The organism is Rathayibacter sp. RFBD1 (assembly GCF_002932915.1).
Lineage (GTDB): Bacteria > Actinomycetota > Actinomycetes > Actinomycetales > Microbacteriaceae > Rathayibacter.
On sequence record NZ_PSWQ01000016.1, the window covers coordinates 1 to 20,556 of the forward strand.

Below are 20,556 nucleotides of genomic sequence, written 5' to 3' on the forward strand. Positions count from 1 at the left end.
CCACCCCGCGACCCCCGCGCCGACCCCCGGCGCTCCGCTGACCCGCCGCGAGGCCCGCGAGCGCGAGGGCCGCATCCGGCCCGCCGCTCCCGCGCAGCCCTCGGCTCCCGCCCCGGTGCACCCCGCCCCGGAGGGATCGTTCTCGTCCCGCCGCGACCGCCGCGAAGCGGAGGGGCACCGGCTCCGCACCGCGCCCGCCCGCCGCGGGGCCTCCTTCTTCCGCCCGTCCCCGCGCACGCTGGCGCTCGCCGTCTCCGGCGGGCTCGTCGTCGTGGCCGTCGCGTCGAGCCTGAGCCTCACCGTCGGCACCGGCTCCTCGGCCGAGTCGGCCACCGCGACGCCCTCCGCTGCTCCGACCTCGACCAGCGTCGCCGTGCTCCCCGCGACCACCGCCTCCGCCCGGGTCGTCCTCAGCTCCGTCTCCACCACCTCCGGCACCGTCGCCGGCGGCACGAGCGTGACGCTCGAGGGATCGAACCTGGACTCGGTCGCCACCGTCCGCTTCGGCGAGGCCGAGGGCAGCGTCGCGGTCGACAACCCCGACCAGATCACGGTCACCGCCCCTCCGGCCGACGGAGAGGCAGCGGGCGAGGTCCCGGTCGCCTTCTTCGACGCCGACGGTCAGGCCATCACGTTCGACGCGGTCACCGACTCCGCCGCGGCGGTCACCGTCGACGGGACCCCGGCCGACGCGGTGCAGCCGGCCGTCGACACGTCGGGCGCCGCGGAGGGCACGACGGCCGAGGCCTCGACCGACCTCGCCGCCCCGACCGCGACCGCCACTCCCAGCCCCGCCGCGACCGGCGTGCTCGCCAGCACGAAGGTCGTCGCCTCGGCGATCACCTTCGCCTACACGCCCGACCCGGCGATCGAGGCCGCGAAGGCCCAGGCCGCGCTGGACGCGAGCCGCCTGGCCTCGCAGCTCGACTACCTCTCCACCTACTGGAACGACTACAACTCGGCCCAGTACGGCGTGATCTCGGGCAACGACTGCGTCAACTTCACCTCGCAGTCGCTGATCGCCCGCGGCTGGGAGATGGACGGCGAATGGAGCTACTCCTCCTCCGGCGGGTACAGCTCCGCCTGGGCGTCGTCGACCGCGTTCAACGCCTACCTCGCCGCGCACCCCGAGCGCGCGACCGCGATCCCCGACTCCGAGCGGAGCCGGGTGAAGCCGGGCGACATCGTCCAGTTCGACTGGGACGGCTCGGGCGACTGGGACCACACGGGCGTCGTGACCAGCGTCGACGGTGACAGGATCCTCTACTCCTCGCACACCGCCGACAACCACGACCAGAGCATCGACGCGGCCTCCGCCGGCCGGATCATGTTCTGGGGCGTCTGACGCTCGACGCACCCGCTCCACGCACGACGACGGGGCCGCCACCGCTGATGCGGTGACGGCCCCGTCGAGGTTCCGGTCAGATCACTTCTTGAAGACGTCCTTGACGTCCTCGCCGACCTTCTTGGTGTGGGCCTTGGTCTGGTCGGCCTGGCCCTCGGCCTCGAGGCGCTCGTTGTCCGTCAGCTTGCCGACGGCCTCCTTGGCCTTGCCGACCAGGTTCTCGGCTGCGTTGCGGATCTTGTCGTCTGCACCCATGAGGGGCTCCTTCTGTTCGGTGTGACCATCCGCCGGCGGGCGCCGGGGAAGCTGCGGGACCGGGGTCAGGCGACCCGGTCCTCCTTGGAGAAGCCGGCCCGGGCGCTCGAGGCGACCTCGAGCAGGACCGGCAGGCGGGCGCCGAGGAGAGTGTCGAGAGCGTCGACCTCCTGGTGCACGGCGTCGACCACGGTGCGGGGCGAGACCCCGCCGCGGGGGAGGACGCGCACCTTCAGCGCGGTCTCGGAGCCGTGGCGGTAGGCCGCGACCGTGACGTCGAGGAGCTCCGTCCGCCCGGCGAGAGCCGTCTCGAGGACGTCCTCCGCGAAGCCGGTCGCGATCTCGATCCCTCCGGCGGGCGTGCCCTCGGCCTCGTCGCGGAGGACGGTGCCGGTGCGGCCGTGACCGTGGGCGAAGGCCATCACCAGCGCGAGGACGATGCCGAGGAGGCAGATCCCGACGACGGCGTAGAGCGGCCACAGGACGGCGGCATCGCTCCAAGCGGTGCCCTCCTCGGGGGAGAGGCGCGAGACCAGGGCCGCGCCCTCGCCGTCGGCGAAGGAGAGGACGGAGTCGCGGACCGGCTGCGAGACGGCGATCAGGACGGCTCCGGCGCTGACCAGCGCGAGCACGAGGCCCACGACGAGCAGGACGAGCCGGTTGACGAAGCGGTTGCTCGTGGTCATCAGATCCTCCCGGAGGTCGAGACGCGGACGGTGGAGCGCGGGGCGGGCTTCGCGCCGATGCGGGCGAGCTCCTCGTCGACGGCGCTCTGCACGGCGTCGCGGTCGACCGCGATGCCGGAGGCGGGGGTCACCTCGACCAGTGCGGTGCGCCGGCCGAGCGAGGCGCGGGTGTCCTCGCGGCGGGAGTGGGCGGCCGTGCGGGCTGCCCGAGCCAGGGAGGAGGCGATCACGCCGTCGTCCACGACCACGGCGAGGCGGTCGTCGTCCACGGTGTGGCGGGCCCGGGCCCCGGGCGCCAGTGCGAGCACCAGAAGGACCAGAGCGAGGACGCCCGCGCCGACGGCCACGCCGATGAGGGCGGGGTTCGCCAGCGACGCGACTCCGACGATCGCGCCCAGCAGGGCGGACGGTGCGGCGAGCAGGGGCGCGGCGCCGAGGATCGCGAGCACCGCCTCCGTGCCGACGTAGGCCGCGACCAGGGCGATGAGCACCAGGACGACGATCTGCGCGGCGGAGCGGGACTTGTGGGTCTCGCGACGGAGGTAGCGGCTGTAGCGGGTGTCGGGCGCCGACGGTGCGGGGCTCATGCGACTCTCCTCGTGCTTCGGGTGCGGGTGCCCGTGACCCGGATGTCGATCCGGCTGACGGTGCGCCCGGTCAGCGCCTCCATGCGGGAGGCGATGCGGGTGCGGTCGCCGTGCAGGCGCTCGAGCAGGGAGCCGCCGGCCGGGGCGGAGCCCGGCTCGACGACGACCGGCGCGGTCACCGCGAGGGCGAGGCCGCCCCGGTCGTCGGAGAGGCGGACGCGGATCGCGGAGACCTCCACGCCCAGCTCCTCGTGGACGATCGCCACGGCGGCGCGCTCGATGGAGCGGACGGTGATGGTGACGGTGCCCGCCACCGGCGATGCGGGACGCGTGTCGAGAGCGGTCACGGTGGGCTCCTAGCGGGAGGTGGTGCGGCCGCGGAACACGTCCACGAGGCTGCGCACGTCGAGGGTGCCGTCGGCGATGCGGGCGATCACGACGCCGAGAGCCATGAAGAGGGCGGTGAGGACGAAGCCCCAGAAGCCGAACATCAGGGCGGCGAAGGCCAGGATCGCGCCGACCACGACACCGAGCACGGTGCTGCGGCCGCCGGGGGCGGTGGGCGCGGGGCGCTGGAAGTCGCTCATCGGACGCGGCTCTCGGTGGCCTCGTCGTCCTTGTCGTCGCCGGGGATGTGCACGTCGACGACGGCGACGTTGATCTCGGAGACGGCCATGCCGACCAGCTCGGTGATGGCCTCGGAGACGGCGGCGCGGACGGAGTCGGCGACCTTCTGCATCGGCACGGGGTACTCGACGACGATGGTGACGTCGGCCGCGACCTGGGTCTCGCCGACCTCGACGCTCACGCCCTGGGCGTGGTCGGCGCCGCCGACGGCCTGGCGGATCGCGCCGAAGGCACGGGCGGCGTTGTTGCCGAGGGCGAAGACGCCGGGCACCTGGCGGGCCGCGATGCCGGCGACCTTGGCCACGACGCTGTCGTCGATGACCGTGGTGCCCTGGGCGGTGCCGGAGGTCCGGGAGCCGCCGAGGCTCGTGACCGTGTCGACGGAGGTCTTGTCGACGCGGGTGGTGGAGGGGGTGCGCGTGGTGTCGCTCATGAGGTCTCCTGGACGTCTCATCGGCTGCCGTTGCTGAGCAGACCGGGGTCGAAGGCCCGGCGGAAATCCGGTCGGGCTGTGCTTTCATGAGTGAGACGGAGCCCGGACGGCGTTCGTCACGGTGCTCGGCGGACTTTTTCCTGAGCGTCACCTGTAAGGCGGCCCGAGGCCGCGTGAGCGGAGAGGGAGGAGGCGCCGTGCCCGGACTGGAAGCGGCGAGCGACGCGCTGCTCGCCGAGCGCTCCGCCGAGGGCGACGTGCGCGCCTTCGAGGTGCTCGTCAAGCGGCACCAGTCGATCCTCCGCGCCTACGCCTGGCGCCTCACCGGCTCGCAGGCCGACGCCTCCGACGCCGTGCAGAACGCGCTGATCACGGTCTGGGCGCAGCTCCCGCAGCTCAAGGAGCCGGCGAGCGTGCGCAGCTGGATGATGCGGATCGTCAGCCGCTCCAGCGTCGACCTGCTGCGCCAGCGCCGCCCGACCGACGACGTCGACGCCGTGGAGCATCCCCCGGCCCGAGAGCCCGGCCCGTTCGAGGCCGCCGAGCAGAGCGACGCCATGCGGGCTCTCGCGCACGCCCTGTCCGAGCTGCCGGAGTCGCAGCGGCAGTGCTGGGTGCTGCGCGAGGTCGGCGGGGAGTCCTACAACGAGATCGCCGATCACCTCGGTCTCACGGTGACCGCCGTGCGGGGCAAGCTGGCCCGAGCGCGCGAGTCGCTGGTCGTGGCGATGGAGGACTGGCGATGAGGGAGCAGACGCGATGAACGCGGACCAGGGTCCCGGCGACGGGCCGGAGCGCGCGGGGGAGCACGACGTCGTGCTGCCGCCCGCGCTCGAGCAGGAGGCGGACGCTACGGAGCAGGAGGGCGACGGCATCGGCATCGACGAGCTGAGCGACTACCTCGACCGCGGGCGCACTCCGTACGACCCCGCCATCGAGGAGTCGCCGGAGCACCGGCGCACTCTGCGCGCCCTCGAGCGCGTGCGCGCCCTCTCCGGCGCGCTCATCGACGACGACGCCGCACGCCTGCCCGCGCCGGAGGAGAGCTGGTTCGGCTCGATCCTCACCCAGGTGCGCCGCGAGTCGCGGGCCGGACGCGACATCCCGCTGGCGAGCGTCCAGCCCGACGTGGCGCTCACGATCACCGAGGGAGCGGTCCGCGGACTCGTGCGCGAGGCGGGCGACAGCGTCGCCGGCGTGCTGGTCGGCCGCTGCCGCCTGGTCGGCGACATCGCCGAGCCGGGCGCGGAGGTCGTGGTGGAGCTGACGATCTCGGTCTTCTGGGGGGTGCCGATCGCCGAGGCGGCCCAGCAGGTGCGCGAGCGCGTGCACTCGCGGCTGCTGACCCAGACCGAGCTGCGGGTGTCGAGGATCGACGTCCGCGTGGAGGACGTCTACGTCCCCGGGACGGAGGAGTCGTGAGCGGCCTCGAGGCGGCGGCCCCGGTCGATCCGGTGTCCGCGCTCGCTGCGGAGCTGCGCGCCCTGGAGGGCGTCGCGACCCTGATGCCGGCCAGGCCCGAGGTGCGCGACGTGCTCGCGCACGCGGCGACGGCGCTGAGCGCGACCGGGATCGTGGTCGAGCCGCTGGGCACCGCGAGCGGCGGCACGTTCGCCGATCCGGTCCTGGTCCGCGTCGCGGGGGACGAGGTGTCCGTGGCCGTCGACCTCTGCGTGACCGCGGAGGCGTCCGCGCCGGACGTGGCGCGCGCGATCGGAGCCGCGGCTCGCGAGTGGTGCGTCCGGGTGCATCCGGAGCTGCGGCCGCGGGTGACCGTCCGGGTCGCCGCGATCGACTAGCCGGATCGGAGAGCGGGCGCGGCTGTCCGCACGCCGGGACGCCTCGCCGCGAGGAGCGGAGCCGGGACGGGCGCTCTCGTGCTTCTTCGGAGTGCACCGTGCCGACCGGAGCGACGGTGCTGCAGGGCGCCCGAGGCCTGTGTCCGCGCCGTCTCCCCCTGAGGAGCTCCCGCTCAGGCGCGCTCGGCGAGGAACGCGTCCGTCTCGGCCGCCGTCGGCGCGGACACCGCCGCTCCGGCGCGGGTGACCGAGATCGCCGCGGCCGCGCTCGCCCAGCGGGTGAGGGCGACCAGCTGCTCCGGATCGTCGAGCCGTGCTCCCGTGGCGGCGAGCCGGGCCGAGAAGGCGCCGCAGAAGGTGTCGCCGGCGCCGGTGGTGTCCACGGCCTCCACCCGGAAGGCCGGGGTGCGCACCGGCTCGCGGTCGCGGACCGCCACGACGACGCCGTCGGAGCCGAGGGTGACCAGCACGAGCGGCACCAGCGCGGTGAGGGCGGCGGCGAGCGCGTCGTCGTCGGTGGCGGTGATGCCGCGATCGGCGGCGAGCTCGCGGGCCTCGTGCTCGTTGACGATCAGCACGTCGAGCACCGCCAGCAGCTCCTCCGGCAGCGGGCCGATCGGGGCGGCGTTCAGGATCGACACCGTGCCGCCGGCGCGCGCGGCGCGGGCCGCCTCCGTCACCGTCGCTGTCGGGATCTCGAGCTGCATGAGCAGGGCGTCGGCCGCCGCCACCAGGGCCGACTCCTCTCCGGTCAGCCCGACCAGGGCGGCGTTCGCTCCGGAGTCGACGACGATCGCGTTCTCCCCGCGCTCGTCCACGGTGATCTGCGCGGTGCCGGTGCGGACGTCGCCGCGGCGGGCGCGCAGCTCCAGCGGCTCCTCGCCGAGGACCGCGGCGAGCCGGTCTCCCGCCGAGTCGCGTCCGAGGCTCGTGACGAAGACGGCGCCGGGCTCGGTCCGTGCGGCCGCGACGGCCTGGTTGAGTCCCTTGCCGCCCGGGAAGGTGCTCGCGTCGAGGGCGAGCACCGTCTCTCCGGGAGCGGGGATCCGGGCGACCCGGTGGACGTGGTCGAGGTTGGCGCTTCCGAGCACGAGGAGGGGCATGCCCTCGACGTTAGAGCACACGCAAGGGGGTCCGCCGCGGGCTCGGCCGCACCTACGGTGGGGGCATGGAAACTCGAATCCTCGGACGCACCGGCGCCCCCGTCTCCGTCGTCGGCCTCGGAACCTGGCAGCTCGGTGCCGACTGGGGGGACGTCGCCGAGACCGACGCCCTCGCCGTGCTCGACGCCGCAGTGGAGTCGGGGGTGACCCTCTTCGACACCGCCGACGTCTACGGCGACGGCCGCAGCGAGCGGACGATCGGCGCCTACCGCGCGGCGCACCCCGACGCGCAGGTCTTCGTCGCCACCAAGATGGGCCGTCGCGCGGAGCAGATCCCCGGCAACTACGTGCTCGACAACTTCCGCGCCTGGACCGACCGCTCGCGCGCCAACCTCGGCGTCGACACCCTCGATCTGGTGCAGCTGCACTGCCCGCCCACCTCCGTCTACTCCGACGACGCCGTCTACGACGCCCTCGACACCCTCGTCGCCGAGGGCGCGATCGCCGCCTACGGCGTCTCGGTCGAGCGCACGGAGGAGGCGCTGACCGCTATCGCCCGCCCGAACGTCGCGAGCGTCCAGATCATCCTGAACGCGTTCCGCCTCAAGCCGCTCGACGAGGTGCTGCCCGCCGCCCGCGAGGCCGGCGTCGGCATCCTCGCGCGCGTCCCGCTCGCCTCGGGCCTGCTCAGCGGCCGCTACACGACCGAGACCGTGTTCGCGCCGGAGGACCACCGCAGCTACAACCGCGACGGCTCCGCCTTCGACGTCGGCGAGACCTTCTCGGGCGTCGACTTCGCGACCGGCGTGGAGGCCGCGCAGGAGTTCTCCCGCCTCGCCGACGACCACGGCCTCGCCCCCGCGGCGGCCGCGCTCGCCTGGATCATCCAGCAGGAGGGCGTCACCTCGGTGATCCCCGGCGCCCGCTCGCCCGAGCAGGCCCGCGCCAACGCGGCCGCCGCCTCCGCCGCGCCCCTCGGCCCCGCCTTCATGGAGGCCGTGAACGCCCTCTACGACACCCACTTCCGCCCCACCGTCCACCCGCGCTGGTAGCCGGCCCTTTCCTCACCGCCGCTGAGTCGCCCGAGAAGGCTCGTTCTCCTGGGCGGGAACGAGCCTTCTCGGGCGACTGAGCGCAGCGCCTAGGAGTTCAGCGCCGCGTCCACGATCGTGCGCGCCTCGGCCTGGACCTCGTGCAGGTGGTCGAGGCCGCGGAAGCTCTCGGCGTAGATCTTGTAGACGTCCTCGGTGCCGGAGGGGCGCGCGGCGAACCAGGCGTCCTCGGTGACGACCTTGACGCCTCCGACGGCCGCGCCGTTGCCGGGCGCCTTCGAGAGCTTCGCGGTGATCTCGGACCCGGCGAGGGTCGTCGCCGCGATCGCGTCGCCGTCCAGCTTGCCGAGGGCCGCCTTCTGCTCCTTCGTCGCCACCGCGTCCACGCGCTCGTAGACCGGGTCGCCGAAGCGCTCGGTCAGCTCGCGGTAGAGCGCCGACGGGCTCTTCCCGGTGACCGCCACGATCTCGGAGGCGAGCAGCGCGAGGAGGATGCCGTCCTTGTCGGTGGTCCAGACGGTGCCGTCGAAGCGGAGGAACGAGGCGCCCGCGGACTCCTCGCCGCCGAAGCCGACCGAGCCGTCGACCAGCCCGGGGACGAACCACTTGAAGCCCACCGGGACCTCCCAGAGGCGCCGGCCCAGCGACTCCGCGACCCGGTCGATGATCGAGGAGGAGACCAGCGTCTTGCCGATCGCCGCGTCCTCGCGCCAGCCGGTGCGGTGGCGGTAGAGGTAGTCGATCGCGACGGCCAGGTAGTGGTTGGGGTTCATCAGCCCGCCGTCGGGGGTGACGATGCCGTGCCGGTCCGCGTCGGCGTCGTTGCCGGTGAGGATGTCGAAGTCGCCGGCGCGCGCGACCACCGAGGCCATCGCGCTGGGGGAGGACGGGTCCATCCGGATCTTGCCGTCCCAGTCGAGGGTCATGAAGCCCCAGGCCGGGTCGACCTCCCCGTTCACCACGGTCAGGTCGAGGCCGTGCATCTCGGCGATCAGCTGCCAGTAGTGCACGGAGGCGCCGCCGAGGGGGTCGGCCCCGATCCGCACGCCGGCCTTCCGGATCGCGTCGAGGTCGATGATGTTCGCCAGGTCCGCGACGTAGTGCGTGCGGTAGTCGTAGGTCTCGACCGCGGAGGGCTCGGCCGAGGTCACGCCGCGGTTGCCGTCGGCGATGAGCTCATTGGCCCGGTCGGCGATCCAGGTCGTCGCGTCGGAGTCGGCGGGGCCGCCGTGCGGCGGGTTGTACTTGAAGCCGCCGTCGCGGGGCGGGTTGTGCGAGGGGGTGACCACGATGCCGTCGGCCCGGTCGGTGTGCGCGGGGTCGTTGTTGTAGCGGAGGATCGCGTGGCTGAGCGCCGGGGTCGGCACGAAGTCGTCGAACTCGTCCACGAGCACGCGGACCTGGTTGCCCACCAGGACCTCGAGGGCGGTGGTGAGGGCCGGGCGGGAGAGCCCGTGCGTGTCGGCGCCGATGAACAGCGGGCCGGTGATGCCCTGCTCGGTCCGGTACTCGACGATCGCCTGGGTGACGGCGGCGATGTGGTCCTCGTTGAAGGCCGTGTCGAACGAGGATCCGCGGTGGCCCGAGGTGCCGAACACCACCTTCTGAGCCGGGTCGGAGACGTCCGGCTTCTTCTCGTAGTACGCCCTCACGAGGGCCTCGACGTCGATGAGATCGGAGGCCTGTGCCGGCTTCCCTGCGCGATCGGTCATGCGGTCCATAGTGGCAGTCCGGCCCCCTCCAGGGGTACCGCGGCTGGCTAGGCTTGCGCCATGCCCGACAGCGCCCCCGAGACCCGTGCCTACAGCTATCTCGGGCCCAGCGGCACGTTCACGGAGGCGGCCCTCGCGCAGGTCCCGGAGGCGCGCGGACAGCTGTGGCGCAGCGTCGCGAACGTGGGGGAGGCGCTCAGCGATCTGGTCACCGGACGCAGCGACGGTGCGGTGATCGCGATCGAGAACTCGGTCGAGGGCGGAGTGACGGCCGCGCAGGACGCGCTGGCGCGGATCCCGGGGCTGCGCATCGTCGGCGAGTACCTGGTGCCGGTGTCGTTCATCCTGGTCGGCCGCCCGGGGACGAGCCTCGAGGAGGTGCGCACCGTCGCCGCGCACCCCGTGGCCTACGGACAGTGCCGGGTGTGGCTCGACCGCGAGATCCCCAGCCACGAGCACCTGCCCGCCTCCAGCAACGTCCAGGCCACCGTCGACCTGCTGGGCGGATCTCCCGCGGACGCGGCCATCGCCCCTCCCGGGATCGTCGCCCACCACGACGTCGCGGTGCTGGCGGAGCGGATCGGCGACAACCCGAACGCCGTCACGCGCTTCGTGCACGTCTCGCGCTCGCACGCGCTGCCCGAGCCGACCGGCGCCGACAAGACCAGCGTGATCGCCGAGCTCCCGGCCGACCAGCCGGGCGCCCTGCTCGACATGCTCGAGCAGTTCGCGACCCGCGGGGTGAACCTGAGCATGATCCAGTCGCGGCCGATCGGCGACGCCCTCGGCCGGTACCGGTTCGTCATCGACCTCGACGGGCACGTCCAGGACGAGCGGGTCGCCGACGCGCTGATGGGGCTGCGGCGCTTCAGCCCGAAGGTGATCTTCCTCGGCTCGTATCCGCGCGCTGACCGCCGCCCGGTCACCTCCGTGCGACGCTACGACGACGAGGTGTTCCTCGAGGCCCGCGACTGGCTGCGCGGGATCCTCTCCCACGAGCCGGAGGTCGACGATGACCGGGGACGACGATGACGGGTCGCGACGATGACTGACGACGACGAACGGGTCGACCCGCGCTACGACCCGGCCTTCCAGCGCGGGTTCTCGGGACCGGCGGAGCGTCTGAGAGGCGACGAGCGGGCGTTCGCGAGGCCCGGCTCGGGTGCCGCCCCCGGCGCTCCCGCCGCCACGTCCGGAGCCGCCGCTCGTCCCGCGCTCCCGGAGTCGCGCGTGGTCCGCCCCGGCTCCTCGTCCGTGCCGGGACCGCGCCGCATCATGGCCCTGCCCGACATCGCCGGAGCCGCCGAGGGCCGGCGGTCGCACCGCCTCGGCGCCGAGACCGCGCCCGCACCCCTGTCGGAGCCGGCCGCCGACCCCGCTCCCGCAGCTCCCGCCGAGCCCGTGCGCGAGGCGCCCCTGCTGAGGAACCCGTGGCTCCTCGTGCTCCTGCTCGCCGGCCTCGCGGGGACCCTGATCGGCCTCGCGCTCCTCTACACCGGCTACTCCTCGCCGCCTCCGCCCTACTACGGTGACTCCGACGTGCCCTCGCCCGCGTGGATCCAGCGGCAGCTCCTCTACTACTCCTGCATCCCCCTGCTGGGCTGCCTGCCGGCGTCGCTGCTGCTGGCGGTCGGAGTGGCCGCGCTGCGGTGGCGCGGCGTCGTCGTGCGGCCCCGCGCCGAGGAGCCGCGCGAGTCCGCGCAGCTCCTCGAGGCCGAGGCTCAGACTCCGGACGCGCCGAAGAGCAGGCCGAGGAGGTAGGTCACCAGGGCCGCGCCGTAGCCGATCCCGAGCTGGCGCAGCGCCCGGGCCAGCGGCGGGGCGCCCGAGAGCAGCCCGACGACCGCGCCGGTGGCGAGCAGGGCGATGCCCACGAGCACGCAGGCGACGACCACCGCGGCGAGCCCCGTCAGGCCGAGCAGGTAGGGCAGCACCGGGATGATCGCGCCCGAGGCGAAGAAGCAGAAGCTCGACAGCGCCGCGCCCATGCCCGTGCCGATCGACTCGTGCTCGTCGACGTCGGGGTCTCCTGCGGGACCGCCCAGCGTGATGGGGGAGGTGACGGCGCCGCCGCGCAGGCCCGTGAAGACGGAGGCGGCACGCGCGTCGGCCTGCTCCTGGGTCATCCCGCGAGCGCGGTAGACGAGGGCGAGCTCGTTCGCGTCGACGTCCAGGTCGGGGACGATGCGGTTCGCGTCGAGGTCCGGGCTGGAGGCCGAGAGCAGCTCGCGCTGCGAGCGCACCGAGACGAACTCGCCCGCGCCCATCGAGAGGGCGCCGGCGAGCAGGCCCGCGATGCCCGTGAACAGGACGACGCCCGTCCCGACTCCGCTCGCCCCCACTCCGAGCACGAGGGCGAGGTTCGAGACCAGGCCGTCGTTCGCTCCGAAGACCGCCGCGCGGAACGTCCCGGAGAGGCGGTTGCGACCGCGCTCGGCGAGCCCGCGGACGACCTCGCCGTGGATCCGCTCGTCGGCGGCCATCGCCTCGGTGGCGTCGTCGTCGTCGGCGTAGGGGGAGCGGGCCTCGGCGCGCTGGATCAGGGCGAGGACGAACACGGAGCCGAAGCGGCGGGTGAGGAAGCCGAGGAAGCGCGTGCGGAGGTCCGGGCGGGGCGCGGGCTCCGCCGCGGAGCCGAGCAGCTCCCGCCAGTGCTCCTCGTGGCGGCCCTCGGCCACGGCGAGCGCGAGCAGGATCTCCCGCTCCTCGCCGGAGCGGCGGCCGGCCAGGTCGCGGTACACGGAGGCCTCGGCGAGCTCGTCGGCGAGGTAGCGGCGCCAGCGGCGCACCTGGGCGGGACTGGGACTGGGGGTGGGGGCGGTGGTCGCCATGCGATCTCCTGGCTCAGGTCCGCCGACCCGCGCGAGAGGACCGGTCAGGACGTGCGTCGACTGACCGAAGGTCTCGTTCGCCCCGGCCGGAGCCGGGGTGGAGCGCCGGGCCCGGATCGTCCCGGACCAGCATGTCGACGCGCCTCGTCGTCCGCTCGGCGGACGGTGGGAACTACTCCCCTTCGCGGGGACCACCGTAGCCGAGATCGGAGGGGAACGCCCGGCCGATCCGTGGGCCGCCGGGCGGACGTCCGCCCGGCCCGGGGCCGGAGCGGCGTCGAGGACGCTCGCGCCGGGTCAGAGCGAGGCGGTCGCCCGGGCGGCGCGGCGGGCCTGGCGCTCGTGCTCGGCGTCCAGGAGCGTGCGCGTGGCGGGGACCGCCAGGAACTCGACCAGGGTGTCCGTCTCCTCGACGATGCGCTCGGCGCGGTCGAGCGGGTCGGTGCGCAGGAGGCGGCGGGCGGCGGACGCGACGTGCGCCGGCTTCGCCGCCAGGGCGCGCACGCGCTCGTCGACGCGACCGGCGAGGTCGGCGCGCGGCACGACCTCGGTCACGAGCTGCCACTCCAGCGCCTCGGCCGCGCGGACCGGGCGGCCGGACAGCACGAAGTCCAGCGCGCGGCGGCGGCCGACGACGCGGGGGAGCGCGGCGGTGACTCCGACGTCCGGGACGAGCCCGACGTCGCCGTACGCGCTGAGGAAGAGGGCGGCGGGAGTCGCTATCACGATGTCGGCGGCCAGAGCGAAGGCGATGCCGGCGCCGGCGACCATGCCGTCGATCGCGCAGACGACGACGGCGCGGCTGTCCTCGAGCAGGCGGATGACCTGGGCGGTCGTGGTCGCGACGTCGCGCAGATAGTGGTCCGGGTGCTCGGACCCCATGATCGCCGAGATGTCGCCGCCCGTGCAGAACGCGCGGCCGGCCGCGGCGATCACGATGACGGAGCAGCCGGCGTCGGCGTCGAGGTCGGCGACGGTGCTCAGCAGCAATCGCGCGGTGCCGAGGTCGATCGCGTTGAGGGCGTCGGGGCGGTTGAGGGTGATCCGGGCGACGGAGCCGTCGCGCTCGAGGACGACGCCGGGGGTCGCGTCGATGAGGGGGGTGGCGTGCATGGGAGAGCCTTCAGGGGAGCAGGGGTGTCGAACGCGGGGGGACGTTCTCGGGGGACGACTCAGATTCGCAGCCGTCCGCGCGATCGGATGCCTCCTCGCGGCCGATGCTCAGCCGGCCCCGGGGGTACGCGCGGGCGGCGGCCCGTCCCGGCCCTCCTCTACACTGCTGGGGTGATTGATCCCGTACTTCTGCGCGAGAACCCGGACGTCCTGAAGCGCTCGCAGGAGGCGCGCGGCGACTCCGTCGAGCTGGTCGACGAGGCGCTCGAGGCCGACCGCGTGCGCCGTGCGGCGATCACCGAGGCGGAGCGGCTCCGGGCCGAGCAGAACGCCTTCGGCAAGACCGTCGCCAAGGCTCCGAAGGACGAGAAGGCGGCGCTCGTCGCCGAGGCCCAGCGCCTCGCCGCCGCCGCCAAGCAGGCCCAGCAGGAGGCGTCCGAGGCCGACGAGGCCTTCACCGTGCTGGTGAAGCGCATCGCCAACCCGATCATCGAGGGCGTCCCCGCGGGCGGCGAGGAGTCGTTCGAGCTCGTCAGGACGGTCGGCGAGCGCCCCGTCTTCGACTTCGCCCCGCGCGACCACCTCGAGCTCGGCGAGCTGCTGGACGGCATCGACATGCAGCGCGGCGCGAAGGTCAGCGGCGCGCGCTTCTACTTCCTCAAGGGCCTGGTCGCCCGCCTCGAGATCGCGCTGATGAACCTGGGCCTCGAGAAGGCGCTCGCCGCCGGCTTCACCCCGCTGATCACGCCGACCCTCGTGCGCCCCGAGATCATGGACGGCACCGGCTTCCTCGGCGAGCACGACGACGAGGTGTACCGCCTCCGCGACGACGACCTCTACCTCACCGGCACCAGCGAGGTCGCCCTCGCCGGCTACCACGCCGACGAGATCCTCGACCTCTCCGGCGGCGCGAAGCGCTACGCGGGCTGGAGCACCTGCTACCGCCGCGAGGCGGGCTCGGGCGGGCGAGACACCCGCGGCATCATCCGCGTGCACCAGTTCAGCAAGCTCGAGATGTTCGTCTACACCCTCCCCGAGGACGCCGAGGCGGAGCACGCGCGCCTCCTCTCGTACCAGGAGGACGTCCTGCAGAGCCTCGGCCTGCACTACCGCGTCATCGACACGGCGGCCGGCGACCTCGGCCAGAGCGCGGCGCGCAAGTTCGACGTGGAGGCGTGGGTCCCCACGCAGGAGACCTACCGCGAGCTGACGTCGACCTCGAACTGCACCACGTTCCAGGCCCGCCGCCTCGACACCCGCTACCGCACCGAGTCGGGGAGGACGGCTCCGGTCGCCACCCTCAACGGCACGCTCGCGACCACCCGCTGGATCGTCGCCCTCCTCGAGACCCACCAGCGGGCGGACGGCTCGGTGCTCGTCCCCGAGGCGCTGCGGCCCCACCTCGGCGGCCTCGAGGTGCTCGAGCCCGTCGCATGAGCGCGGCCCGCGCCTCCGGCCGCCGCCTCGTCGCCCTCGACATCGACGGCACCGTCATGCACGAGGACGGCACCATCACCCGCGCGGTGACGGACGCGATCACCCGCGTGGCCGCCCAGGGCGACGAGGTGATGCTCGCCACCGGGCGCTCTCCCTCCTCCACCCTGCCGGTCGTCGAGCGCCTCGGGATCTCGCCCGAGTACGTGATCTGCTGCAACGGAGCGGTCACGCTCCGCCGCGACGCGTCCGGCGCCTACGTCCCCGAGACGGTCGAGACCTTCGACCCGACGGAGGTCCTCGAGACCATCCGCCGCTCCCTCCCCGACGCGCACTACGCCGTCGAGGACGCGGACGGCGCCTTCTTCTACACCGAGGCGTTCCCGGGCGGTGCCGTGATGGGTGCCGAGACGACCCACGTCCCCTTCGAGGAGCTGCTCGGCCGGCTGTGCACCCGCGTCGTCGTGATCTCGCCCGAGACCGGGATCGAGGAGTTCACCTCTCTGGTCGAGGAGATGGGCCTGCACCAGGTCAGCTACGCGATCGGCTGGACCGCCTGGCTCGACATCGCCCCGCACGGCGTCAACAAGTCCACCGCGCTCGAGGTCGTCCGCGAGGAGCTGGGCATCGAGCGGAGCGACGTGGTCGCGCTGGGCGACGGCCGCAACGACATCGAGATGCTCACCTGGGCCGCCGCCGAGGGCGCAGGGCTCGCGATGGGCCAGGCGCCCGACGAGGTGCGGGCCGTGGCCTCCGCCGTGATCCCCTCGGTCCACCAGGACGGCGTGGCGGTCGCGCTCTCGGCGCTGCGCTGATCACGGTCCCGCGCGCTCGGCGGTTACTATCGGGTGTCGCTCCTGCGGGAGCGGCCGGGAGGGCTGTCCGAGCGGCCGATGGAGCCAGTCTTGAAAACTGGTGGGCGGAAACGTCTCGTGGGTTCGAATCCCACGCCCTCCGCCACGCCGTCCCGTTCTTCGCGTCGCTTCCCGCCGGCGCCGTCCGACGCCCGTCCTGGCGCGCGACGACGGAGGCCTGCCCGCTCTCCTTCGGAACGCGCCAGCCCTCTGTATAGGATTGCGCGACGCCCGGGATCGACGCCCGGCCCTCACCTCCGCACCACTGACGCCTCGACACCGGGAGACGGATGCGCCGCACGGGCCCTTCGACACAGACTCGCGACACTCCGCGCACGCCGCGCCCCTTCGTGCGGCACGGCCGCCAGAAGCGGCACACCCTCGCGCGGACCCTGGTGAAGGGAGCCGCCCTCGTGGGCGGTGTCGGTGTGGTCGCCTCGGTGTCGGTGGTCGCGATCGCGGCGACGCTGATCGTCCAGTCCGTGCAGCCCTCGGTCGACCTGCACCCGGGCGCGGCCGGCTCCAGCGTCGAGGCCGGAGGCGCCCCGGAGATCGGCGCACTGGAGGGCGGCTTCAACGTCCTCGTCGTCGGCAGCGACTCGCGGAAGGGCCAGGGCGACGCCTACGGCGACCCCGATGAGGAGACGAGCGTCCTCAACGACGTCAACATGCTGATGCACGTCTCGGCCGACCACAGCAACGCGACGGTCGTGAGCTTCCCCCGCGACATGTACGTCGACATCCCGGAGTGCGTGAACGCCGCCACGGGTGAGACGATCCCCGCCCGGTACGACACCAAGATCAACGAGGCGATGGGCAGCGACGTCAGCCTCGGCTGCGTGGCAGGGGTCGTCGAGGACCTCATGGGCGTCCGGGTCGACTACGGCGCGGTCGTGCAGTTCAACGGCGTGATCGAGATGTCGAACGCGGTCGGCGGAGTCGACGTCTGCGTCGCGACCGAGATCGCGGACCCCTACACGAACACCTACCTCGAGCCGGGCGTGCACTCGCTCGAGGGCATGGCGGCGCTGCAGTTCCTCCGCAGCCGCCACGGCATCGGCGACGGCAGCGACCTGACCCGCATCAGCAACCAGCAGGTCTTCCTCTCGGCGCTCGTGCGCCGGATCAAGAGCGCGGACACCCTCCTCAACCCGGTCGCGCTCTACGGTCTCGCGAAGGCGGCGCTCGGCAACATGACGCTCTCGACCGGTCTCGACAACGTGAACACGATGGTCCAGATGGGACTCGCGCTGAAGGACGTCGACCTCGCGGACGTCGTCTTCGCGCAGTACCCGACCGGGGCGACTCCGAGCGGAGTGGAGCCGGACCGCGCCGCGGGCGACGTCCTGGCGAGCGCCCTGCAGACCGATCAGCCGATCGCCATCACCGGCGGCACGGGCGCCGGCGCGACCGTGGAGGGCGAGGCGGCGGCTCCGGCCGACACCGCCGCTCCGTCGGGCCCGGCGACCGCGGATCCGCTGGCGACGGCCGAGGCGGCACCCGGCACTCCTGCAGCGACTCCCGAGGACGGATCCAAGGTTGCCCTGCCAGAATCGGTCACCGGCCAGAGCGCCGACCAGCAGACCTGCTCGGTCGGCTTCTTCGGCTGAGCCGAGGGCGGGCGGCACCACGGGTGCTCTCCACCTCGCGCGCTGACTCCGGACGACACGCGTCCCGCAGCCGAGAGAGAGTACGACCCGATGAGCGAACGCGCGTCCACCCGGACCACAGCAGCACGGCACGGCCGCCTGCGCCGCCCGAGCGGCGTGCGCTTCGCCGCACGCATCCTCGCGGCCTGCGTGGGTGTCGGCGTGCTCAGCGCGGTCTGCATCGTGGCGATCGCCGCCTCGCTGATCGCCGGGAGCGCGCGTCCGTCCGTCGACCTCGGGATCGACTCGGGCGGAGGCGACGTGCCCGAGATCGGGGCGATCGAGGGCGGCGTCAACATCCTGCTCGCCGGCAGCGACAGCGCCGACGGATCGGCCGCCGGGGCCTACGGCGAGCGTGCCGAGAACCTCAACGACGTCACGATGCTCATGCACATCTCGGCCGACCACTCGACCGTGGAGGTCGTCAGCTTCCCCCGCGACCTCTACGTCCCGATCCCCTCCTGCACCGACCCGGCCACTGGCGCCGTCTCGGACGCGGTGGACTCGGCGAAGATCAACACCTCGCTCGAGGCCGGCGGGCTGGCGTGCACCGTGCAGACGGTCGAGCAGCTGACCGGGCTCGAGATCCCCTACGCGGCGCTCATCCAGTTCGAGGGCGTCATCGAGATGTCGAACGCGGTCGGCGGAGTGGACGTCTGCGTCGCCACCCCGATCCAGGACGAGTACACGGGCCTGAACCTCGACGCGGGCACGCACACGCTCGTCGGCGCCGAGGCGCTGGCGTTCCTCCGCACCCGGCACGGCGTCGGCGACGGCAGCGACCTCACCCGCATCTCGAGCCAGCAGGTGTACCTCTCATCGCTGGTGCGCAAGGTGAAGAGCGCGTCGACGCTCTCGAACCCGGTGAACCTCTACGGCCTCGCGAAGGCGGCCGTCTCGAACATGCAGCTCTCGACCTCGCTCGAGAACGTGAACACCCTCGTGTCGATCGGCCTCGCGGTGAAGGACGTCGACCTCGCGAACGTGGTCTTCGTGCAGTACCCGACCTTCATCGACGGCAACGGCGTGTACCCGAGCGAGGACGCGGCGTCCGCGCTGAACGCGGCTCTCCTCGCCGACCAGCCGATCGCGCTGAGCGGCACCACCGGCGGCGGCTCGCAGTCGACGGGGGAGGAGCCCGGGGGGACCGGCGCTCCGGCGGCCACGGAGTCGCCGGCCACCGACGCCCCCGCGACCGACGCCCCCGCGACGAGCGCACCCGACGGGCCGGTCACCCTCCCGAGCGATGTCTCCGGGCAGACCGCGCAGCAGGAGACCTGCACGATCGGCCGGCCCCTGTCGGACCAGTAGGCGGCTTCTCGCCCTCCCGCGGAGGGGCGGGCGCCCGTGTCGCGAGGCCCTCGCGCGTGCGGTTATGATGGTCGTCGTGCGTCCGCCAGCGGGCGCTCAGGAGTCGTCGCATAGTCCGGTCGAGTGCACCACCCTGCTAAGGTGGAGAACCCTTTATTGGGTTCCGTGGGTTCAAATCCCACCGACTCCGCATCGTCCGAAGGCCCCGCTCAGGCGGGGCCTTCGTCGTTCCCGGCGGTGCCTGTGCCTGCCGCAGTACCGGCGTCTCCCGGCGGTGCCGGTGTCGCCGCAGTGCCGGGGTCTCGCGGTGCCGGAGCCCTCCGGCCGGCGCTCCGTCGCTCGCGCGCGGCGTCGGCGGCCCAGGCGACCCGACGCCCCGGCCGGCCGGGATCCGCCGCCGATCCGCCGGGCGGGTGCGCTCCCGGAGCGGCTACCCTGATCGGATGCCCAGCCCGATCCTCGACGCCCTGTCCGCCCCTCCCGCGCGGAGGGACGTCGCCTCGATCCGGGGTGCTCTCGCCGAGGTCGCGATCGGCGACTCGGTGCGCGTCCTCGTCCGCTCCCCGCGCTACGGCCTCTACGGGATCGAGGGGGTCGTCCGGCAGGCCGTCGGCGGCGAGCTCGTCGTCGCGGACGTCTTCCTCGGCACGGGGACCGAGATCCAGAGCATCGCCCTGGCTCCGGACGCTGACGAGGTCGGCGGGGAGCGCTCGGCCGAGGGACTCGAGCACGGGGATCCGGTGCGCGTGGCGTTCTCGACTCCGGCGCTCGGGTCGTTCACGATCACGGGCCCGCTGACGGCCGGCGGCCGCGACGGGTTCCTCCTCGTCGGCAGCTGGATCGTCGCGGACGGCGGCGAGCCCGGCCGCCACGTCGACCGCATCGAGCGCCTGACGGACGTCGGCGTGCACGAGAAGCACGTCCCCGGGCGCCGCTCCGCGGTCGAGGAGTAGCCCCTCAGCTCTGGCAGTGCGGGCACCAGTAGGTGACCCGCAGCTGCAGCTCGTCGTCGCCGAGCTCACCGCGCTCGATCGGAGTGCCGCAGCGCCGGCACGGCTTGCGGTCGCGGCCGTAGACCCAGAGCTGCTGGCCCGGGCGCAGGTTGCCGGTCGTCGTGCGCTCGATCCGCTCGCGGTTCACGGTGATGAGCCGCTTCGCGAGCGCGATGGTGCGCACGAGGTCGCCGCTCCCGCCGACCGGGCGCGTGGGCAGCACGCCGCGCAGGAAGCACAGCTCGGCGCGGTAGACGTTGCCGAGTCCGGCCATGATCCGCTGGTCGAGCAGCGCGAGCCCGATCGGCCGCTCCGGATCGGCGGACAGGCGTCGCAGCGCCTCGTCCGCGTCCCAGTCGGCGCCGAGCAGATCGGGGCCGAGGTAGCCGACCACGTCCTCCTCGGCCGAGCGCGGGACGATCTCGAGGAGCCCGAGCTCGAAGCCGACCGCCTGCCAGTCCTCGGTCTCGAGGACGATCCGGGCCTGGAACGCCGGCCGGTGCCACTTCGGCCGCTCGCCCTCGCCGCGGGCGTAGAGGTGCCAGCTCCCCTCCATCTTGAGGTGGGAGTGGATCAGCGCGTCGCCGACCCGCATCAGCAGGTGCTTGCCGCGGGGGACGACCTCGTCGATCGTCTCGCCGGTGAGGTCGACCGTCGCGTACTTCGGCACGCGGACGTCGCACCGGGTCAGGACCTCGCCGTCCAGCGCCTCGGCGAGGTTGTGGGCGGATCGGTAGACGGTGTCACCCTCGGGCACGCGGGCTCCCTCCGGC

General features: G+C 73.6%; 23 protein-coding genes and 2 tRNA genes. 14 read left to right on the forward strand and 11 right to left on the reverse strand.

What is annotated here, in order from left to right:
• Positions 1 to 1,345, forward strand: a 1,345-nt coding sequence (locus tag C5D50_RS07645; protein WP_104288981.1) for an amidase domain-containing protein, incomplete at its 5' end; no start/stop codon positions are given.
• Positions 1,346 to 1,426: 81 nt separating this feature from the next.
• On the opposite strand, the gene C5D50_RS07650 is transcribed toward C5D50_RS07645, so the two are convergent.
• The 6 genes from C5D50_RS07650 to C5D50_RS07675 all read right to left on the reverse strand — a co-directional run bounded on the left by C5D50_RS07650 (position 1,427) and on the right by C5D50_RS07675 (position 3,933).
• Positions 1,427 to 1,600 (reverse strand): CsbD family protein, encoded by a 174-nt coding sequence (locus C5D50_RS07650; RefSeq protein ID WP_104226788.1) that lies wholly within the window; start codon positions 1,598 to 1,600, stop codon positions 1,427 to 1,429.
• Positions 1,601 to 1,665: 65 nt separating this feature from the next.
• A complete protein-coding gene (locus C5D50_RS07655; RefSeq protein ID WP_104283206.1) occupies positions 1,666 to 2,286 on the reverse strand; it encodes a hypothetical protein in 621 nt (206 codons plus the stop codon).
• Positions 2,286 to 2,873 carry a DUF6286 domain-containing protein gene (locus C5D50_RS07660; protein WP_104226787.1) on the reverse strand — a complete coding sequence of 196 codons (588 nt, stop codon included), beginning with the start codon at positions 2,871 to 2,873 and terminating at the stop codon, positions 2,286 to 2,288. Before C5D50_RS07660 ends, C5D50_RS07655 begins: the two co-directional genes overlap by 1 nt.
• On the reverse strand, positions 2,870 to 3,220 hold the full coding sequence (locus C5D50_RS07665) for a hypothetical protein (RefSeq protein WP_104283207.1): 351 nt from the start codon (positions 3,218 to 3,220) through the stop codon (positions 2,870 to 2,872). Before C5D50_RS07665 ends, C5D50_RS07660 begins: the two co-directional genes overlap by 4 nt.
• 9 nt (positions 3,221 to 3,229) lie before the next feature.
• On the reverse strand, positions 3,230 to 3,460 hold the full coding sequence (locus C5D50_RS07670; RefSeq protein WP_104224954.1) for a DUF2273 domain-containing protein: 231 nt from the start codon (positions 3,458 to 3,460) through the stop codon (positions 3,230 to 3,232).
• Positions 3,457 to 3,933, reverse strand: coding sequence for an Asp23/Gls24 family envelope stress response protein (locus C5D50_RS07675; RefSeq protein ID WP_104226785.1), 477 nt, complete (start codon positions 3,931 to 3,933; stop codon positions 3,457 to 3,459). Before C5D50_RS07675 ends, C5D50_RS07670 begins: the two co-directional genes overlap by 4 nt.
• Before the next feature lie 197 nt (positions 3,934 to 4,130).
• Here C5D50_RS07675 and C5D50_RS07680 point away from each other — a divergent pair, with 197 nt between their 5' ends.
• The 3 genes from C5D50_RS07680 to C5D50_RS07690 are packed head-to-tail and all read left to right on the forward strand — an operon-like array spanning position 4,131 to position 5,732.
• The gene (locus C5D50_RS07680) at positions 4,131 to 4,679 is read left to right on the forward strand and encodes an RNA polymerase sigma factor (protein WP_104224956.1); all 549 of its coding nucleotides are present in this window, start codon (positions 4,131 to 4,133) and stop codon (positions 4,677 to 4,679) included.
• A gap of 13 nt (positions 4,680 to 4,692) precedes the next feature.
• Positions 4,693 to 5,355 (forward strand): Asp23/Gls24 family envelope stress response protein, encoded by a 663-nt coding sequence (locus tag C5D50_RS07685; RefSeq protein ID WP_104233947.1) that lies wholly within the window; start codon positions 4,693 to 4,695, stop codon positions 5,353 to 5,355.
• Positions 5,352 to 5,732, forward strand: a complete 381-nt coding sequence (locus C5D50_RS07690; protein WP_104283208.1) for a hypothetical protein — start codon at positions 5,352 to 5,354, stop codon at positions 5,730 to 5,732. The genes C5D50_RS07685 and C5D50_RS07690 overlap by 4 nt, the downstream gene beginning before the upstream one ends.
• Positions 5,733 to 5,905: 173 nt before the next feature.
• Here the strand turns inward: C5D50_RS07690 and C5D50_RS07695 are convergent, their stop codons facing one another.
• Positions 5,906 to 6,835, reverse strand: a complete 930-nt coding sequence (locus C5D50_RS07695) for a ribokinase (RefSeq protein WP_104283209.1) — start codon at positions 6,833 to 6,835, stop codon at positions 5,906 to 5,908.
• 65 nt (positions 6,836 to 6,900) lie between these two features.
• Here C5D50_RS07695 and C5D50_RS07700 point away from each other — a divergent pair, with 65 nt between their 5' ends.
• Entirely contained in the window at positions 6,901 to 7,887 is a 987-nt protein-coding gene (locus tag C5D50_RS07700) for an aldo/keto reductase (protein WP_104250898.1), read from the forward strand.
• Positions 7,888 to 7,976: 89 nt separating this feature from the next.
• Here C5D50_RS07700 and pgm read toward each other — a convergent pair whose 3' ends face one another.
• Entirely contained in the window at positions 7,977 to 9,599 is a 1,623-nt protein-coding gene (gene pgm / locus C5D50_RS07705; protein ID WP_104283211.1) for a phosphoglucomutase (alpha-D-glucose-1,6-bisphosphate-dependent), read from the reverse strand.
• A 60-nt stretch (positions 9,600 to 9,659) separates the two neighbouring features.
• On the opposite strand from pgm, the gene pheA reads away from it, so the two are divergent.
• A complete protein-coding gene (gene pheA / locus C5D50_RS07710) occupies positions 9,660 to 10,631 on the forward strand; it encodes a prephenate dehydratase (protein ID WP_104247578.1) in 972 nt (323 codons plus the stop codon).
• Between the two features lie 12 nt (positions 10,632 to 10,643).
• On the forward strand, positions 10,644 to 11,360 hold the full coding sequence (locus tag C5D50_RS07715; protein WP_104283210.1) for a hypothetical protein: 717 nt from the start codon (positions 10,644 to 10,646) through the stop codon (positions 11,358 to 11,360).
• Here C5D50_RS07715 and C5D50_RS07720 read toward each other — a convergent pair.
• Together C5D50_RS07720 and C5D50_RS07725 are read right to left on the reverse strand one after the other, a co-directional pair.
• On the reverse strand, positions 11,321 to 12,430 hold the full coding sequence (locus C5D50_RS07720; protein ID WP_104288982.1) for a VIT1/CCC1 family protein: 1,110 nt from the start codon (positions 12,428 to 12,430) through the stop codon (positions 11,321 to 11,323). The two genes, C5D50_RS07715 and C5D50_RS07720, sit on opposite strands and share 40 nt — an antisense overlap.
• A 297-nt stretch (positions 12,431 to 12,727) precedes the next feature.
• Entirely contained in the window at positions 12,728 to 13,543 is an 816-nt protein-coding gene (locus C5D50_RS07725) for an enoyl-CoA hydratase/isomerase family protein (RefSeq protein ID WP_104238091.1), read from the reverse strand.
• Between the two features lie 171 nt (positions 13,544 to 13,714).
• Between C5D50_RS07725 and serS the strand changes: the two genes are divergently transcribed.
• From serS to C5D50_RS07760, 7 genes are all read left to right on the forward strand, one after another.
• On the forward strand, positions 13,715 to 14,980 hold the full coding sequence (serS, locus tag C5D50_RS07730; protein ID WP_104283213.1) for a serine--tRNA ligase: 1,266 nt from the start codon (positions 13,715 to 13,717) through the stop codon (positions 14,978 to 14,980).
• On the forward strand, positions 14,977 to 15,792 hold the full coding sequence (locus C5D50_RS07735; RefSeq protein WP_104247582.1) for an HAD family hydrolase: 816 nt from the start codon (positions 14,977 to 14,979) through the stop codon (positions 15,790 to 15,792). The genes serS and C5D50_RS07735 overlap by 4 nt, the downstream gene beginning before the upstream one ends.
• 57 nt (positions 15,793 to 15,849) lie before the next feature.
• Positions 15,850 to 15,937 (forward strand) — tRNA-Ser (locus C5D50_RS07740).
• Positions 15,938 to 16,226: 289 nt separating this feature from the next.
• The gene (locus C5D50_RS07745) at positions 16,227 to 17,441 is read left to right on the forward strand and encodes an LCP family protein (protein ID WP_258059448.1); all 1,215 of its coding nucleotides are present in this window, start codon (positions 16,227 to 16,229) and stop codon (positions 17,439 to 17,441) included.
• A 90-nt stretch (positions 17,442 to 17,531) separates the two neighbouring features.
• Positions 17,532 to 18,791 carry an LCP family protein gene (locus tag C5D50_RS07750; RefSeq protein ID WP_104283214.1) on the forward strand — a complete coding sequence of 420 codons (1,260 nt, stop codon included), beginning with the start codon at positions 17,532 to 17,534 and terminating at the stop codon, positions 18,789 to 18,791.
• Positions 18,792 to 18,890: 99 nt separating this feature from the next.
• Positions 18,891 to 18,981, forward strand: a tRNA-Ser gene (locus C5D50_RS07755).
• Positions 18,982 to 19,234: 253 nt separating this feature from the next.
• Positions 19,235 to 19,744, forward strand: coding sequence for a hypothetical protein (locus tag C5D50_RS07760; RefSeq protein ID WP_104233937.1), 510 nt, complete (start codon positions 19,235 to 19,237; stop codon positions 19,742 to 19,744).
• Between the two features lie 4 nt (positions 19,745 to 19,748).
• Here the strand turns inward: C5D50_RS07760 and C5D50_RS07765 are convergent, their stop codons facing one another.
• Entirely contained in the window at positions 19,749 to 20,540 is a 792-nt protein-coding gene (locus C5D50_RS07765) for a DNA-formamidopyrimidine glycosylase family protein (RefSeq protein WP_104226773.1), read from the reverse strand.
• Positions 20,541 to 20,556 lie beyond the last annotated feature (16 nt).

What these genes read in the sequence shown, in the direction of transcription:
- C5D50_RS07700 (WP_104250898.1), top strand. Translation starts at nt 6,901, where the DNA reads ATGGAAACTCGAATCCTCGGACGCACCGGCGCCCCCGTCTCCGTCGTC.
- C5D50_RS07760 (WP_104233937.1), top strand. Translation starts at nt 19,235, where the DNA reads ATGCCCAGCCCGATCCTCGACGCCCTGTCCGCCCCTCCCGCGCGGAGG.
- C5D50_RS07720 (WP_104288982.1), bottom strand. Translation starts at nt 12,430, where the DNA reads ATGGCGACCACCGCCCCCACCCCCAGTCCCAGTCCCGCCCAGGTGCGC.
- C5D50_RS07655 (WP_104283206.1), bottom strand. Translation starts at nt 2,286, where the DNA reads ATGACCACGAGCAACCGCTTCGTCAACCGGCTCGTCCTGCTCGTCGTG.
- C5D50_RS07695 (WP_104283209.1), bottom strand. Translation starts at nt 6,835, where the DNA reads ATGCCCCTCCTCGTGCTCGGAAGCGCCAACCTCGACCACGTCCACCGG.
- C5D50_RS07670 (WP_104224954.1), bottom strand. Translation starts at nt 3,460, where the DNA reads ATGAGCGACTTCCAGCGCCCCGCGCCCACCGCCCCCGGCGGCCGCAGC.
- pgm (WP_104283211.1), bottom strand. Translation starts at nt 9,599, where the DNA reads ATGACCGATCGCGCAGGGAAGCCGGCACAGGCCTCCGATCTCATCGAC.
- C5D50_RS07725 (WP_104238091.1), bottom strand. Translation starts at nt 13,543, where the DNA reads ATGCACGCCACCCCCCTCATCGACGCGACCCCCGGCGTCGTCCTCGAG.
- C5D50_RS07650 (WP_104226788.1), bottom strand. Translation starts at nt 1,600, where the DNA reads ATGGGTGCAGACGACAAGATCCGCAACGCAGCCGAGAACCTGGTCGGC.
- pheA (WP_104247578.1), top strand. Translation starts at nt 9,660, where the DNA reads ATGCCCGACAGCGCCCCCGAGACCCGTGCCTACAGCTATCTCGGGCCC.
- C5D50_RS07660 (WP_104226787.1), bottom strand. Translation starts at nt 2,873, where the DNA reads ATGAGCCCCGCACCGTCGGCGCCCGACACCCGCTACAGCCGCTACCTC.
- C5D50_RS07715 (WP_104283210.1), top strand. Translation starts at nt 10,644, where the DNA reads ATGACTGACGACGACGAACGGGTCGACCCGCGCTACGACCCGGCCTTC.
- C5D50_RS07750 (WP_104283214.1), top strand. Translation starts at nt 17,532, where the DNA reads ATGAGCGAACGCGCGTCCACCCGGACCACAGCAGCACGGCACGGCCGC.
- C5D50_RS07685 (WP_104233947.1), top strand. Translation starts at nt 4,693, where the DNA reads ATGAACGCGGACCAGGGTCCCGGCGACGGGCCGGAGCGCGCGGGGGAG.
- C5D50_RS07735 (WP_104247582.1), top strand. Translation starts at nt 14,977, where the DNA reads ATGAGCGCGGCCCGCGCCTCCGGCCGCCGCCTCGTCGCCCTCGACATC.
- C5D50_RS07675 (WP_104226785.1), bottom strand. Translation starts at nt 3,933, where the DNA reads ATGAGCGACACCACGCGCACCCCCTCCACCACCCGCGTCGACAAGACC.